The organism is Bradyrhizobium oropedii (assembly GCF_020889685.1).
GTDB classification, from domain to species: Bacteria; Pseudomonadota; Alphaproteobacteria; order Rhizobiales; family Xanthobacteraceae; genus Bradyrhizobium; species Bradyrhizobium oropedii.
The window spans coordinates 1-863 of the sequence record NZ_JACMYO010000461.1 but is presented as its reverse complement, the minus strand read 5'-3'; the positions used below and the strand labels follow the sequence as shown (position 1 = coordinate 863).

At 59.6% G+C, this 863-nt stretch carries 1 protein-coding gene and 1 pseudogene; one reads left to right on the top strand and one right to left on the bottom strand.

From position 1 onward, the window contains the following. Positions 1 to 610: pseudogene (locus tag H8A95_RS43285) on the top strand (recombinase family protein); the annotation flags it as partial. On the opposite strand, the gene H8A95_RS43280 reads toward H8A95_RS43285, so the two are convergent. Then, a partial coding sequence (locus H8A95_RS43280; RefSeq protein ID WP_274617732.1) for an ATP-binding protein occupies positions 605 to 863 on the bottom strand: 259 nt, incomplete at its 5' end. The pseudogene H8A95_RS43285 and the gene H8A95_RS43280 overlap by 6 nt on opposite strands.

Below are 863 nucleotides of genomic sequence, written 5' to 3'. Positions count from 1 at the left end.
AGAGAACCTGCCGCGGATTTGGAACGCGACCACCACGTCGGCAGCCGATCGCAAGCGCATTCTACGATTTGTCATCCGCGAAGTCGTTCTTGATCAGAAGCGGGCCCGAGGTCAGGTCTGGCTCAAGATCGTCTGGCAGACCGGCGCAACCAGCGAGTATCACGTTCAACGGCGGGTTCACACCTACCGCAATTACATCGACATTGATCGGTTGCGGCGACGGATCATCGAGTTGAATGCTGAACACAAAATGGACGCCGAGATCGCGGCCATACTCAATCAGGAAGGCTTCGTCGCAGCCCGAGGCTGCGCCTTCAAAGGCGAGAACGTCTGGGTACTGCGTACCCGCTGGGGCATTCCAACCGTCAAAATCAACGGTGTGGACAATAATCCGATGCGCTGGCCCGACGGGAGCTTCTCGATTCAGGGCGCGGCGGCTGAGCTTGGAGTAACTCCGCAAACAATCTTCGATTATCTTGCGCGCGGATTGCTGGCAGGTCGTCAGTTGGCCAAGGGCCAGCCATGGCAGATCGAGCTCTCAGACGAGCAAATCAGTCGACTTCGCAAGCGGGTGCGACGCACCAAGCGTTCGAAGAAGGAGGCATCATGAAGTCATCGGCTCGGCGAACACTGTGCCCCATTCGGCAACGCTGCGGTTCGACGTGATTAGCATGGCGCCGGTTTCGTAGCGGCGACTGACCAGCTGGAAGAACAGATGCGCCGCGTCAGGTTCAAGCGGCAAGTAGCCGAGCTCGTCGACGATCAGCAGCTTTGGCTTCGACAGGGCGAGCAGTTTCTCGTCCAGGCGTCGCTCGCCGTGCGCCTTGGCAAGGCCTGCGACCAGCGTCGTCGCCGTGGTGAAC